This window comes from Methylobacterium gnaphalii, assembly GCF_007992215.1.
Lineage (GTDB): Bacteria > Pseudomonadota > Alphaproteobacteria > Rhizobiales > Beijerinckiaceae > Methylobacterium > Methylobacterium gnaphalii.
This window is the reverse complement of the sequence record NZ_BJZV01000018.1, coordinates 62552-75355: the sequence shown is the minus strand read 5'-3', so window position 1 is coordinate 75355 and position 12804 is coordinate 62552. Positions and strand designations below refer to the sequence as shown.

The window sequence follows — 12804 nt, the reverse complement described above, 5'->3', positions numbered from 1 at the left end:
ATCGCCTCCGTGATGGAGGCGAAACCGCTCGCCACGCGCGAGGTTTCCGGCGGCTGGTCAGGCCGCCGGCTTGAGGGCGCCGGTGCGCGTGTGGAAGTCCGGCCCGTTGGTGGTCTTGGCGACATGCCCGGCGCGGATCACGAAGTCGCCGAAATGCTCGCCGGGCTTCCGGCTCTTGGCATAGTCGGCGAAGAGCGGATCGAGCGTGGCCTTGATGTCCTTGGCCTCCACATCTTCCTTGTAGAGCTTGCTCAGGCGTGAGCCGTCGAAGGCCGCGCCGAGATAGAGGTGGTAGCGCTCGGGGCCGCGCCCGACGAGACCGATCTCCGCGATGTAGGGACGGGCACAGCCGTTGGGGCAGCCGGTCGAGCGGATGGTGATCTCGTCATCCTGCAGTCCGTGGCTGGCGAGGCTCTCCTCGAGTTCCGAGATGAGGTCCGGCAGGTAGCGCTCGCTCTCGGCCAGAGCGAGGCCGCAGGTCGGCAAGGCGACGCAGGCCATGGAGTTGCGGCGCAGCGCGCCGGCTCCCTTGGTCAGCTTGTACTCGTCGACCAGCGCCTCGATCTCTGCCCGCTTCCCGGCGGGCACGTTGGCGATGATGACATTCTGGTTGGCGGTCAGGCGGAAGTCGCCCTCATGCACCTCGGCAATGCGGCGCAGGCCCGAGAGGAATTGCGGTCCGTTCTCGACATCCTTGATGCGGCCCGACGGCACGTAGAGCGTGAGGTGATGACGGCCGTCATCACCTTCGGTCCATCCGTAGCGATCGCCGTTGCTGTCGAAGGTGAAGGGCTTGGGGGCGCCGAGCTTCTTGCCCGTCCGCTTCTCGACCTCGGCCCGGAAGGCGTCGAGGCCGTAGCGCTCGATCGTGTATTTCAGGCGGGCGTTCTTGCGGCTCTTACGGTTGCCCCAGTCGCGCTGGACGGTCATCACCGCCTCGGCAACCTTCACCGCATCCTCGGGCTTGCAGAAACCCATGACTTCAGCGGTGCGTGGGAAGGTGTCTGTCTCGCCATGGGTCATGCCCATGCCCCCGCCGACGGTGACGTTCCAACCCGTGAGTTGGTTCTTCTTGTCGAGGATGGCGATGAAGCCAAGGTCGTGCGCGAAGACGTCGACCTCGTTGGAAGGCGGCACCGCGATGACGATCTTGAACTTACGAGGCAGGTAGGTCTTGCCGTAGACCGGCTCGAACTCCTCCTCTCCGCCGACGACCTTCTCGCCGTCGAGCCAGATCTCGCGCCAGGCATTGGTCTTTGGCAGAAGGGTGTCGGAGATGGTCTTGCCGAGCTCGTAGGCCGCCTTGTGGGCGCCAACTTGCGCCGGATTGGTCGCGGCCATGACGTTGCGGTTCACGTCGCCGCAAGCGGCGATGGTGTCGAGCAAAGCCGAGTCGATGGCGGCCATGGCCCGCTTGAGGTTCGACTTGATGACGCCGTGATACTGGAAGGTCTGGCGCGTCGTGGCCCGCAGCGTGCCGTTAGCGTAGGTGGTGGCGAGATTATCGAGGATCAGCCATTGCCGCGGCGTCACCACGCCGCCGGCGATACGCAGGCGGATCATGAAGCTGTAGGCCTTCTCCAGCTTCTTCTTGGTGCGCTCGGCCCGCAGGTCGCGATCGTCCTGCATGTACATGCCGTGGAACTTGACGAGCTGTCCGTCATCCTCGGTGATGGCGCCCGTGGCGTGCTTCAGCAGGCCCTCGGCGAGGCCGCCGCGCAGGTAGCGGCTGGCGATCTTGAGATGCTCGTTATGGGCGAGGCCGGCCTCCTTGGCCGCTACCGGATCGTCGATCGGGCGCCCGGTCGGCGGCGTCTCATAGCGACGCGCGCCGATCCCGGGGCTCTCGAAGGCCGGGCCGTCTACGGTCTCGATCGGCTTGTGGTCGTCCATGGTGATCTCTGTCGGTCACATATTGATCGGCTGCCGCCACCGGACCATCTCCGTCCGAGATGGCCGCGCGAGGCGACGTCCTCGACGTCATCGTCCGGCTTCGCGAGCGGCGCCGCCAAGCTCGTCCCGAGCCGTGGGACGGCCTGGGACAGGTGGGACGCTTGTCCCGAACGTTCGGTCCTTCAGTAGACGTCCTGCTGGTAGCGCTTCGCCTTTTCGAGCCCCGCAACATGCGCCTCGGCATCGGCCTCGCTCAAGCCCTTGTGGGTCGAGAAGGCGCGAACGACCGCCGCGCGAACGTCCTTGGCCATGTTCTTGGCGTCGCCGCAGACGTAGAAATGCGCCCCGCCATCGAGCCACTCGACGAGCTCTTTGCCGTGCTCGTCGATGCGATTCTGGACGTAGATCTTCTCAGGCTGGTCGCGCGAGAAGGCGACGTCGATCTTCGAGAGCGAACCGTCCTCCAGCGCCTCCTGCCATTCGAGCTGGTAGAGGAAGTCGTGGGTGAAGTGACGGTCGCCGAAGAACAGCCAGGAGCGGCCGCTGGCCTCGTTGGCGCGGCGCTCCTGCACGAAGGCGCGGAAGGGCGCGACGCCGGTGCCGGGGCCCACCATGATGATATCGGTGGCCGGATCGCTCGGCAGGCGGAAATGCTTGTTCGGCTTCAGGCGCACACGCAGCTTCGCCCCGTTGCTGATGCGGTCGGCGACATGCGTGGAGGCAACGCCGGTGCGCGCCCGGCCATGCGTCGCGTAGCGCACCGCCGCGATCACCAGATGCACCTCGTCGCCGACTTCCTTGCGGGATGAGGCGATGGAGTAGGCGCGTGGCGGCAGCGGCCGGGTGATCGTGTTCAGATGCTCGGCCGTCAGAGCGGCCGGATAGGCCTCGATCAGGTCGATGAGGTGCCGGCCCTCGATCCAGGCCTTCACCTCGCCGCTCTCGATGAACTTCTGGGCGTCCGCGTGTCCCGTCGCCTTGGCAAAGCGCTCGACGGTGGCAGCCGAGAGGGTGGTGATGTCGCGCTCGGAGAGCAGAGCCTTGCGCAGGGCCTCGTCGCCGGACAGCCCGGTAGCCTTCAGGATCTCCTCGACGAGCTGCGGATCGTTCTCGGGGTAGATCTCGAGGGAATCACCCGGCTCGTAGGCTGGCGCGCCGTCCTCGAATTCCAGCGCGAGGTGGATCGTTTCCTTGTCGGAGCGCGAGGAGTTGAGGTTCACGTGCTCGATGACCTCGACCACCCTCGGCTCGCGGCTCGGCTCCTCGTCTTCGTCGTGCCCGGCACCACGGGCGAAATCGACGGCGACGACGTTATCCGCGGCGGGCTCGGAGGGAGCGAGCGCTTTCAGCGCGCCCTTGATCCAGTCGGCGGCAGGCTTCTCGAAATCGAGATCGAGGTCGGCGCGGTCGTAGGCGCGCCGGCCGCCGAGCGCCTCGAAGCGGGCATCGAGCGCCTTACCGATGGCGCAGAACTCGGCGTACGAGGTGTCGCCGAGCGCGAGCACGCCGAACTCCACGCCGTCGATGCGCGGGGCGCCGTCGGCCATGATGGCGTTGTAGGTCTCGACCGCGCGGGCCGGCGGCTCGCCTTCGCCCCAGGTCGCGGCGATGGCGACGAGCTTGCCGGCTTTCGGCAGGGTGGCGAGGTCGAGATCGGCGAAGTCGACAACCTTGGGCTTGAAGCCCTGCTTCTTGGCGAGCTTCGCCACGTTCCCCGCCAGCGCCTCGGAATTCCCGGACTCGCTCGCGAAGATGATCGTCAACGGCTCGGCAGCCTTGGGCGGCGCCAGCGGCTGCGCCGCGGGCTGGCCGCCCGCAGCGTCGATGCCGGCGAGGAAGCCGGCGAGCCAGGCGCGCTGGATCGGCGTCGCCGCTCCGAGAACGGCGTCGAGACTGGCGCGTTCGGTGTCACCGAACGGGGCCGTGCGGGGAAGGAGTGCGTTGCGTGCCATCGTAAGTGCCATGTCGTCCGCGGGCGGCCCGCTGTCAACGAAGAAATGTTCGTTTTACAGAACGGATGCGCGAGAGAAGCTCTTGCCTGTCATCGCGCCGCACAAAAGAAAATTATTCTCCGACCACGGCGAGCTGAGGCGCGACGCGGCCGCGGCTCGGAGGGGCAGGGAGGGGGAGGGCCGTTGTCGACTTCACCTTCTCCATCGCGAAGCGCGAGGTCACGTTCTTGAGGGGGAGGGTGGCGATCAGGTTCTTGTAGAACAGGTCATAGGCCTGCATGTCGGCGACGACGACGCGCAGCATGTAGTCGACGTCACCCGCCATCCGGTAAAACTCGAGCACTTCCGGCATTGCCGCGATCTCCGAGGCAAACCGGTCAAGCCAGTCCTTGGAGTGGTCGGCCGTCTCGATGGAGACGAAGACGGTGAGCCCGAGGCCGAGCTTCACCGGGTCCAGCACGGCAACGCGCCGGTCGATCACGCCGTCAGCCTCGAGCCGCTGGATGCGCTTCCAGCAGGGCGTCTGCGACAGCCCGACCTGCTCGCCGATGGCGGCGATGGAAAGAGTGGCGTCCTTCTGCAGAAGGGCGAGGATCTTCAGATCGATGGCGTCCACGCTGACCTCTTGATGTCCGGCACCACGGGGCGCCGTTTTTAAAAAAGGCCGATTGTCCGACCTCGATGTGTGCTGTCGCACTGAGCTTGAGAAGGATTTTCTTCGATCAGGCAACGCATAGCTGCCTTTTCGGTGCCCATCCTACGGATTGCTGCGGTGCCGGATCACCACCACGCACCTCACGCGCCTTGACAGCGTTCTATATAGCGAACATGTCAGGTCTCCAACAAGCTGGTCAAGCTCAAGCGGCAGACGCAAATACGGACAAGCTGAAATGACCGTCGCTCTCGTGCAGCAGGCCGAGAGGCTCGCCGAAAGATTGGCGGGGCTCGACCTCACCGGACGCATCCGCCTCGTTGAGGCCGAAATTCCCGGGCGCCTCGTCTTCACCACGAGCCTCGGCATCGAGGACCAGGTCCTCACCCACGCCATTGCGCTGGCCAAGGGCAGGACGGAGATCGTCACGCTCGATACAGGCCGCCTCTTCCCGGAAACCTACGACCTCTGGGCCGAGACAGAAGCCGCCTACGGTATCCGCATCCGTGCCTACGCACCCGAGCGGACATCGGAGGAGGCCTTCGTTGCAAGGGAAGGCATCAACGGCTTTCGCCATTCCGTCGAGGCACGGCAGGCATGCTGCGGCTTCCGCAAGGTCGAACCGCTCGGCCGCGCACTCGATCAGGCCGCAGTGTGGTTCACCGGATTGCGTGCCGGACAATCGGCTAACCGGGCCGACACCCCGTTGGCAGAGGCGGACGAGCAGCGCGGCTTGATCAAGGTCAATCCACTCGCCGACTGGACGCGGGCGCAGATCGACGCCTTCGTGAAGGATAACTTCATTCCCTACAACGCCCTGCATGATCGCGGCTTTCCGTCGATCGGCTGTGCCCCCTGCACCCGCGCTGTTCGCATCGGCGAGGACGAGCGGGCCGGGCGCTGGTGGTGGGAACAGGAATCCAAAAAGGAATGCGGCCTGCACGTGCACAGGCCGGAAGAGGATGTGGCGCCAGGCCAGGAGCCGGCGGCGTTCGAGGAGCCGGCACGCGCGGCAACCTCACGCGAATACAGAAGGGAATTGGTTTGATGAGCGTTGCCACCGCCGAGCAGCTGTTGGATCTGGCTGCGCCGTCGCCGGCGCGCCTGACCCATCTTCAGCGTCTGGAAGCCGAGAGCATTCACATCTTCCGGGAGACGGTCGCCGAGACCGAGAACCCGGTGATGCTCTACTCGATCGGCAAGGACTCGTCCGTGCTGCTGCACCTCGCGCTGAAGGCCTTCGCGCCGGGCCGGCTGCCGTTCCCGCTGATGCACATCGACACGACCTGGAAGTTCAAGGAGATGATCGCCTTCCGCGATGCCCGCGCGAAGGAACTCGGCCTCGACCTTCTGGTCCATACCAATCCGGACGGGTTAGCCAAAGGCATCGGCCCAGTCAGCCACGGCTCGGAAATCCACACCGATGTGATGAAGACGCAGGCCCTCAGGCAGGCGCTCGATAAGCATAAGTTCGATGCGGCCTTCGGCGGCGCCCGCCGTGACGAGGAGGCGAGCCGCGCCAAGGAGCGCATCGTCTCCTTGCGCAATGCGCAGCATCGCTGGGATCCGAAGCGCCAGAGGGCCGAGCCCTGGCACCTCTACAATTTCAAGAAGCGCCGCGGCGAGAGCTTCCGCGTCTTCCCACTCTCGAATTGGACCGAGCTCGATATCTGGCTCTACATCGAGCAGGAGAAGATCCCGATCGTGCCGCTCTATTTCGCGGCCGAGCGTCCCGTGGTGGAACGCGACGGCCAGCTCATCATGGTTGATGACGAGCGCCTGCCGCTCGAGCCGGGCGAGACCCCGCAACTCCGTCAGGTTCGTTTTCGCACGCTGGGCTGCTACCCGCTGACCGGCGCCGTCGAGAGCCCGGCCGCGACCCTGCCCGAGATCATCGGCGAGACGCTGGCCGCCCGCACCTCGGAGCGCCAGGGCCGCGTGATCGACAAGGACGGCTCGGGCGCCATGGAGCGCAAGAAGCAGGAGGGTTACTTCTGATGACGATCCATCAGTCTCCCGAAGCCTTCGGCTACGAGAAATTCCTACACGCTCACCAGAGCAAGGAAGTCCTGCGCTTCATCGCCTGCGGCTCGGTCGATGACGGCAAGTCGACCCTGATCGGCCGCCTGCTGCACGACACCAAACAGATCTTCGACGATCAGGTCACGGCGCTGCAGCGCGATTCCCGCAAGCACGGCACGCAGGGCCAGGAAGTCGATCTCGCGCTTCTCGTCGACGGCCTCCAGGCCGAGCGCGAGCAGGGCATCACCATCGACGTTGCCTACCGCTTCTTCTCGACCGAGACGCGCTCGTTCATCGTCGCCGACACGCCCGGCCACGAGCAGTACACTCGCAACATGGCAACGGGCGCCTCGACCGCCGACGTTGCCGTAATCCTGGTGGACGCACGCCAGGGACTTACCCGACAGACGCGGCGCCATGCGCTCCTCGTCTCGCTGCTCGGCATCAAGCGCGTAGCGCTCGCCGTCAACAAGATGGATCTGACCGGCTGGTCGCAGGACACCTTCGACAGGATCGTCTCAGGCTTCCAGGAATTCGCGGCGCCGCTCGGCTTCGCTGAGATCCGCGCGATCCCGCTTTCGGCCAAGAACGGCGACAACGTCGTGCTGCCGGGCACCGCGGCAGCCTGGTACCAGGGCGGCCCGCTGCTGAGCTACCTCGAGGAGGTCCCGGTGAAGTCGGAGGAGCGCGCCGCCGCCTTTCGCCTGCCGGTACAGTGGGTGAACCGCCCGAACTCCGATTTTCGCGGCTTCTCGGGTCTGATTGCCTCGGGCTCGGTCGCACCGGGCGACCGGGTCGTGATTGCACCGTCGGGCAAGACCTCGACCATCGCACGGATCTTCACGGCCGATGGCGATCTGAAGCGGGCCAGCGAAGGCCAGTCGGTCACGATCGTACTCGCCGACGAGGTCGATGCCTCGCGCGGCTCCATCATCGCCACGGCGGATGCGCCGCTGACCGTGACCGACACACTCGACGTCCGCCTGTTCTGGGCGCTGGAGACCGAGCTGACCCCGGGCGCGAGCCTCTGGGCGAAGATCGGCACGGTCACCACCAACGCGGTGGTGAAATCGATCCGCAGCCGGATCGATCCTGAGACGGGCAGGGCGGCTCCGGCCGACAAACTCGGCGTCAACGACATCGGCGAGGTGACGCTGAACCTCGACCGCGAGGTCGCCGTCGACCCCTATGCCGACAACCGCGACACCGGCTCGCTCATTCTGATCGACCGCGAGACCACCGACACGGCGGCTCTTGGACTCGTAAAGTCCTCGATCGCCGTCTCGCCGAAGGGCGAGGAAGCGGCTCGGAAGGGTACGCCGCGCCCCGCCGGCGGGTTCCTGGCGCGGCTGCGCTGGGTGTTCGGCGGGATCTAAGCCAATCCGGTAGCCGGCGACCGTGCCGCACCGAAAATGAAAGTCATCATTCCGGGGCACCATCGGTGCACCCGGGATGCGTCCTAGCGGCAAACCGTCGAGACCAGTCGCGGATTGCCCGTCTTCGGTGCCCTTGTTCCGCTGACACCTCGGGATTACGGTCCAGCCGCCTCGCTCGCATCGCCATGCGCGGCGCACGTCACGACCTTTCGGAGACCCTGTGATGGGCCTGCTGGCCGACACCCTGTCGCGCGTGAAGCCTTCCGCGACGATCCTGATGACGCAGAAGGCCCGCGAGCTGAAGGCTCAGGGCGTGGACGTGATCAGCCTGTCGGTCGGCGAGCCGGATTTTGCGACGCCGGATCACATCAAGCAGGCCGGCATCGAGGCGATCAACCGGAACGAGACGCGCTACACGCCGGTGTCGGGTATCCCCGCCTTGCGCGAGGCGGTGGTCAAGAAGTTCAAGCGCGAGAACGGGCTCGACTACAAGGTCTCGCAGACGATCGTCGGCACCGGCGGCAAGCACATCATCTACAACGCGCTGCTCGCCACGCTGAACCCCGGCGACGAGGTGATCATCACGCGGCCGTACTGGGTGTCCTATCCCGAGATCGTCACGCTCTGCGGCGGCACGCCGGTCTTCGTCGAGACGCAGATGGCGCACGGCTTCAAGCTGCAGGCCGAGGCGCTGGAGCGCGCGCTGACGCCGAAGACGAAGTGGATCATCCTCAACTCGCCCTCCAACCCGTCCGGCGCTGCCTACACGTATGCCGAAATGAAGGCCGTCACCGACGTACTGCTGCGGCACCCGCAGGTGCACATTCTGACCGACGACATCTATGAGCACCTGACCTACGGCGAGTTCGCGTTCGTCACGCCCGCCCAGGTCGAACCCGAGCTATACAACCGCACCGTCACGATGAACGGGGTGTCGAAGGCCTATGCCATGACCGGCTGGCGTATCGGCTACGCGGCCGGTCCGGAACCGATCATCAAGGCGATGGATTTCGTGCAGGGCCAACAGACGTCCGGTGCCACCTCGATCTCGCAATGGGCCGCCGTCGCCGCCTTGGAGGGCCCGCAGGACCATCTCGTCCGCTTCAGGCAGGCGTTCCAGAGCCGGCGCGATCTCGTTGTATCGATGCTGAACCAGGCGCGCGGGCTGACCTGCACGACGCCGGAAGGCGCGTTCTACGTGTTCCCGTCCTGCGCAGAGCTGATCGGCAAGCGTACCGAGAGCGGCACCGTGATCGAGACCGATCAGGACTTCGTCACCGAACTCCTGCAGGCGGAGGGTGTCGCCGCAGTCCACGGGTCGGCCTTCGGGCTCGGTCCGAACCTACGTATCTCCTACGCGACGTCGAACGCGGTGCTGGAAGAGGCCTGTACCCGTATCCAACGCTTCTGCGCCTCGCTTCGGTAGAGCACGAGCGCCACTCGCGCGAGAATAGAACGCCGACGATCGCCATTCTCGCTCCGGGCTCCATGGGAGCGGCATTGCCGCCCGGATGACCGAGTTTGGCGTACTGATTGTTGGGCGCCGGAGATGCGTGAGATCGCGGGCTCCCTCGACGATGAGGCGGGCCGGCTGATCTTCGACGGAGCCGAGGTTCTCTACGCACGTCTCGGATGAAGAGCGCAAATGATGTCGCCGCGCTCCGGGCCATTGCGGCTGGAGCGCGGCGGCGAGATTCCTTAGGGGCCGGATACCGGTTCGCCCTCCTGGCGGGACCCTTATTTCTGCAGGTCCTGCGCCATCTTCAGATGCTCTTCGAGATGGGGCTGGGTCTTGGAGGCCCAGGTCTTGAGCTCGGCGTTGTCGCCACCAGAGGCATAGCGCTTGAACAGGTCGACCGCCGTCTTGTGCGCGCTGACCTGATCCGACAGGTACTGCTTGGTGAAATCGTCGCCATTCAGACCCTTGAGCTTGTCGATCTTGCTCTGGTGCGTGCTGTCGAGGGCTGTGGGGATCTCAGCCTTGACCTTGCCGCCGCTGACCAGGGATTTCAGCTCTTCCGAGGTCTTCTGATGATCGGTGATCATCTGCTTGGCGAAGGTCTTGGTCTTGTCGTTCGATTTTTCTTCGGCGAGCTTGCTCGACTGGATCTCGAACATGTCGCTGATCGCGGCCTCTTTCACGAAGTCGGCGGCGATCGGGGCAACGCCGATCAGCGAGTTCACGCCCGTCGATTCTCCGACGGATTTGGCGCGCTCACCAATGGTCTTGTCGTTGGACTCGGCAAGCGCAGGACCCGCGAGCAGCGCGCACAGGGCCGCAATGGCAACGCGTTTCATCAGAACATCTCCTCGAATTATTGCGAGGAAACTGGGAGCGTCCGGCCAAGTTCCTTGAATCCTGCGGTGGATGTCGGCTCGCCGCAGCGGGGATCGTGATCGCTATGACTTCACGATCCGGTCGAGCTTGTTGTTCACGAAGAAGTACAGCTCCTTCGCGCCAGGCTCGTTATAGAGCACCTGGACCTCCCGGCCGGTGCGGCCCTCACCCACGAGAACATCCGTCGGCGGCTTGCCCTTGAGGCGCACAAGTTCGCACTCGCCGATCCCAGGAGCGATGGCGGTGGCGGCGCTGGGCACGGGGCCGTTGCAGGTGCCGCCCGCATCGAGCACCGGGCCGGTAAAGCCCGGCGGGGCCGGCACCGGCGGCGCAGCCGGGGGCGTCAACGCGGCCTGAGATGCAGGCGGCCTCGGCGTACGATCCTCGGTGCTGGTGCAGCCTGCCAGGAGTGCCGTCGATACGGCGAGAACGACGAATTTCGCAATCAGACTCACGGTGTCGGGCGCTCCTGTGTCCGCTCGCGGCGCTCGCCTGGGGTCGCTGTCCCGTTCGAGCGACCCTGGAGGGCGAGGGCGTAGAGATCGGCGGCATCTTCGTGGAAGGCGGCGCGGGAATCGGCCCTCGCATAGAACATGTGCCCGCCGGGGTACACGGCGAGCTTCAGCCGCTCGCCACCACCATAGGACGGCATCTGGTCGATCAGGAGCTTCGAGGCGAAGTAGGGCGTCACGAGGTCGGTGAAGCCGTGCGCGACCAGTACGCGTAGCGATCCGTCGAGGGAGAGAATGCCCTTGAGCGCACCCATCGCCTCCGGCGCGCTGCGGCCGGAGCCCCACGACCAGCCTCGATTCACCGCGCCGTTCAGCAACTCGTAGCGCATGTTCGGCACGCGCCAGTTCAGCTTGTTGGCATAGAGATCGACCATGGCGCTGGTGAGCGGCGCCTGCAGCGCTGTCAGAACCGGATCCTCGAAATGGCTGCTCGGCGCCGTCGGGTCGGGATCCCATCCGGTGACGGAGGTGTCGTAAGCCGAAGAGACCCGGCCTTCGTCGCGCCCGATCTCGCGCTGGTAGCTGCTCGCGGTGGGTCGACCCGCCTGCCGGCGCGCGATTTCCGGATCGAGCCCGGTGAGCGCCGCGACCTTTTCTGAGAGGCGCGCGACCGCCTCGGCACTGCCGGGGCCTTTGAGCAGATCGGCGATGTAGTCGCCGGAGGCGTAGCGCTCGGCCTCCGCCATCAGTTTACGTGTCGGGCGCGTGCCCGAACGTTCCAGCGCGGCTGCTGCGAGAGAGGGCAGGCGCGTGACGAAGCCCCAGGGCGTAGTGCGGGCCGATTGCAGCCAGGCGAAATCGAGCACCGGCGACAGCAGGACAAGCCCCGAGAGGCCGACGCCGATATCCTCCTGCAGCTTCGCCGCGATCAGCGGCCCGCGAAAGCCGCCATAGCTCTCGCCGACATAGAATTTCGGCGAGGCCATCCGATCGTTCTGGCGCAGATAACGGGCGATAGCCGAGGCGAGCACCGAGGCATCGCCGTCCAGGTTCCAGTAGCTTTTGCCGTCGCCCTCCGCCGCCCGGCTGTAGCCGGTGCCAACCGGATCGATGAAGACGAGATCGGTGAAATCGAGCCAGGTCTCTGCATTGGGCTCCAGCGCGATTTTTTGCGATGGGCTGATCGTTCTCCCGTCGGTCGGGAGGCGCCACGGGCCGATCGCGCCAATATTGAGATAGGCCGACGCCGCGCCGGGGCCGCCGTTGACCGCAAAGCTGACGGGCCTAGCGGCGATGTCGTCGGCCGAGCCCTTTTTGACATAGGCGATGAAGGCGATCTCGGACTGGAGCTTTCCGGATTCGTCGACGAGGCCGAGGCTGCCGGCCGTGGCGGTGAACGCGATCGTTCGGCCGCCGGGGAGGGTGAGGGTATGCTCGGTGGTCGAATCTGCCGGTAGCTTGCGGCCCTCACGAGCTTCCGCCGGACGTTCAGGTGCTTTGCGAGCTGCGTCGGATGGTGCGGCGAAGGAAGGCAGGGGCGCGACGGCAACCGCGACTGCCACCAGCGCAGACAGGATCGCACGGCAAAATCCTCCCACCTTCCCCGGATAGGGGAGAGAGGTCGCGGACGGCACCAAACGGTCGGCCATCAGAATCCTCACGCCTTCTTGCTCCAGCGGCCGTCGTCGTCCTGCTGCCAATAGGCCACGGTGTGGCCTTGCTCCTTGGCGCTCTTCCACTGCTCGCGGGCGAGGACCAGGGCGTCGGTGTCGGTACCGTCGAACAGGATGCAGATGCGGGCGTAGTCGTTCGCATCCGCTGGCAGGTCGGCGCCCTCAACGAGGAAGCGGATCGCTGCCTTGTTGGGATTGCCCTCGCGCAGGGTCAGCACGACGGGCTGCGTCGCTGCATCCGGCTCGCGGTCGGTAGCATGCGGCAGGAAGCTGTCGTCCGAATAGGTCCAGAGCCCATCATCGAGGGCCGACAGACGCTCTTCGCTTACCGCCTGGATCGCGGCCTGCCAGCCGCGCTCCAGCGACTTCTCGACGAGGCTCGGCAGCACCTTTTCGAGGGGCTGACGCTGCAGGTGATAGAACAGGATCTCGGTCACGATGATCTC

At 65.7% G+C, this 12804-nt stretch carries 11 protein-coding genes; 4 read left to right on the top strand and 7 right to left on the bottom strand.

Annotation, left to right across the window (positions count from 1 at the left end; all coding sequences use genetic code 11):
* Positions 1-57: 57 nt before the first annotated feature.
* The 3 genes from MGN01_RS16150 to MGN01_RS16140 form a co-directional block, all read right to left on the bottom strand.
* Complete coding sequence (locus MGN01_RS16150) at positions 58-1893, bottom strand: NADPH-dependent assimilatory sulfite reductase hemoprotein subunit (RefSeq protein WP_147047856.1); 1836 nt, start codon at positions 1891-1893, stop codon at positions 58-60.
* A gap of 182 nt (positions 1894-2075) precedes the next feature.
* The gene (locus MGN01_RS16145; RefSeq protein WP_147047855.1) at positions 2076-3845 is read right to left on the bottom strand and encodes a diflavin oxidoreductase; all 1770 of its coding nucleotides are present in this window, start codon (positions 3843-3845) and stop codon (positions 2076-2078) included.
* Between the two features lie 112 nt (positions 3846-3957).
* The gene (locus MGN01_RS16140) at positions 3958-4461 is read right to left on the bottom strand and encodes an Lrp/AsnC family transcriptional regulator (protein WP_147047854.1); all 504 of its coding nucleotides are present in this window, start codon (positions 4459-4461) and stop codon (positions 3958-3960) included.
* Positions 4462-4735: 274 nt separating this feature from the next.
* Here MGN01_RS16140 and MGN01_RS16135 point away from each other — a divergent pair, with 274 nt between their 5' ends.
* The 4 genes from MGN01_RS16135 to MGN01_RS16120 all read left to right on the top strand — a co-directional run bounded on the left by MGN01_RS16135 (position 4736) and on the right by MGN01_RS16120 (position 9321).
* Complete coding sequence (locus MGN01_RS16135) at positions 4736-5545, top strand: phosphoadenylyl-sulfate reductase (protein WP_147047853.1); 810 nt, start codon at positions 4736-4738, stop codon at positions 5543-5545.
* Positions 5545-6495 (top strand): sulfate adenylyltransferase subunit CysD, encoded by a 951-nt coding sequence (gene cysD / locus MGN01_RS16130; protein WP_147047852.1) that lies wholly within the window; start codon positions 5545-5547, stop codon positions 6493-6495. The genes MGN01_RS16135 and cysD overlap by 1 nt, the downstream gene beginning before the upstream one ends.
* Positions 6495-7895, top strand: coding sequence for a sulfate adenylyltransferase subunit CysN (cysN, locus tag MGN01_RS16125; protein WP_147047851.1), 1401 nt, complete (start codon positions 6495-6497; stop codon positions 7893-7895). The genes cysD and cysN overlap by 1 nt, the downstream gene beginning before the upstream one ends.
* 223 nt (positions 7896-8118) lie before the next feature.
* A complete protein-coding gene (locus tag MGN01_RS16120) occupies positions 8119-9321 on the top strand; it encodes a pyridoxal phosphate-dependent aminotransferase (protein ID WP_147047850.1) in 1203 nt (400 codons plus the stop codon).
* A 311-nt stretch (positions 9322-9632) separates the two neighbouring features.
* On the opposite strand, the gene MGN01_RS16115 is transcribed toward MGN01_RS16120, so the two are convergent.
* From MGN01_RS16115 to MGN01_RS16100, 4 genes are all read right to left on the bottom strand, one after another.
* Positions 9633-10193 carry a DUF4142 domain-containing protein gene (locus MGN01_RS16115; protein ID WP_147047849.1) on the bottom strand — a complete coding sequence of 187 codons (561 nt, stop codon included), beginning with the start codon at positions 10191-10193 and terminating at the stop codon, positions 9633-9635.
* 102 nt (positions 10194-10295) lie between these two features.
* On the bottom strand, positions 10296-10688 hold the full coding sequence (locus tag MGN01_RS16110; protein ID WP_238258141.1) for a hypothetical protein: 393 nt from the start codon (positions 10686-10688) through the stop codon (positions 10296-10298).
* Entirely contained in the window at positions 10685-12334 is a 1650-nt protein-coding gene (locus MGN01_RS16105; RefSeq protein WP_147047848.1) for a S10 family peptidase, read from the bottom strand. The genes MGN01_RS16110 and MGN01_RS16105 overlap by 4 nt, the downstream gene beginning before the upstream one ends.
* Before the next feature lie 8 nt (positions 12335-12342).
* On the bottom strand, positions 12343-12795 hold the full coding sequence (locus tag MGN01_RS16100) for a DNA polymerase III subunit chi (protein ID WP_147047872.1): 453 nt from the start codon (positions 12793-12795) through the stop codon (positions 12343-12345).
* Positions 12796-12804 lie beyond the last annotated feature (9 nt).